Below are 899 nucleotides of genomic sequence, written 5' to 3'. Positions count from 1 at the left end.
GGTTCATCCGCATTTTCGGTGCTGGCGGGTGGCTCGGGCGTTGATCAGCGTTGTGGCCCGAGGGCAGCACGATGCCGATCTCCAACCCGTCGATGCCGTCGGTCCCGGACGGTGTTCACGTCGATGATCTGACGCTGGACCCGTGCGGGCTGCTGATCACCGCTCACACCACCACGGTCGATGCCACCTGTCCGAGTTGCGGACGACCTTCGACGCGGATGCACAGCACCTATCAGCGAACCCTCAAGGACCTGCCGTGGCAGGACCGGGCTGTGACGTGGCGCCTGAAGGTCCGCCGCTTCCGCTGCAGCCACTGCCCAGGGCGGATCTTCGTCGAACGCGTGCCGGGGCTGGCTGCGCGCAAGGCGCGTCGCAGCGAACGGCTGGCCGAGGCACAGACCGATATCGGCATGGTGCTGGGCGGTGAGCCCGGTGCCCGTCTGTCGCGACGCTTGGCGATGCCGGTCAGCGGCGACACCGTCCTGCGCTTGATTCGTCATCGCGGGATCCATCCGTTTCCACCGCCACGCGTGGTCGGCATCGATGACTGGGCTTGGCGGCGCGGCCGCATCTACGGCACCATCGTCTGCGACCTGGAACGGCGGCGCGTCATCGACCTGCTCCCCGGTCGCTCGTCGGCACCGGTGCGGGATTGGCTCGCTGCCCATCCGAGCGTGACCGTCATCAGCCGCGACCGTTCAGGGCCCTACGCCGAGGCCGCGCGCACGGGTGCACCGACGGCGACGCAGGTCGCCGATCGCTGGCACCTGTTGGTCAATGCTTCCGAGGCGCTGCGCGGCCTCGTCGAGCGGTACCAGTCCGAGATCAGGGACGTGGCGCATCGCCTCGTGCATGCCTCCTCCGATGGCCACGATGCGACGGAGAGCGCGCCAACGTCG

At 68.7% G+C, this 899-nt stretch carries 1 protein-coding gene; it reads left to right on the top strand.

Going from position 1 to position 899, the window contains the following annotated elements:
* Positions 1-92: 92 nt before the first annotated feature.
* A partial coding sequence (locus tag AAHG09_RS31805) for an ISL3 family transposase (RefSeq protein WP_342112338.1) occupies positions 93-899 on the top strand: 807 nt, incomplete at its 3' end.

Origin of the sequence: Methylobacterium guangdongense, assembly GCF_038442355.1 — a bacterium.
Lineage (GTDB): Bacteria > Pseudomonadota > Alphaproteobacteria > Rhizobiales > Beijerinckiaceae > Methylobacterium > Methylobacterium guangdongense.
The sequence above is the reverse complement of the archived record's forward strand: the minus strand, read 5'-3'. Positions and strand labels throughout refer to the sequence as shown.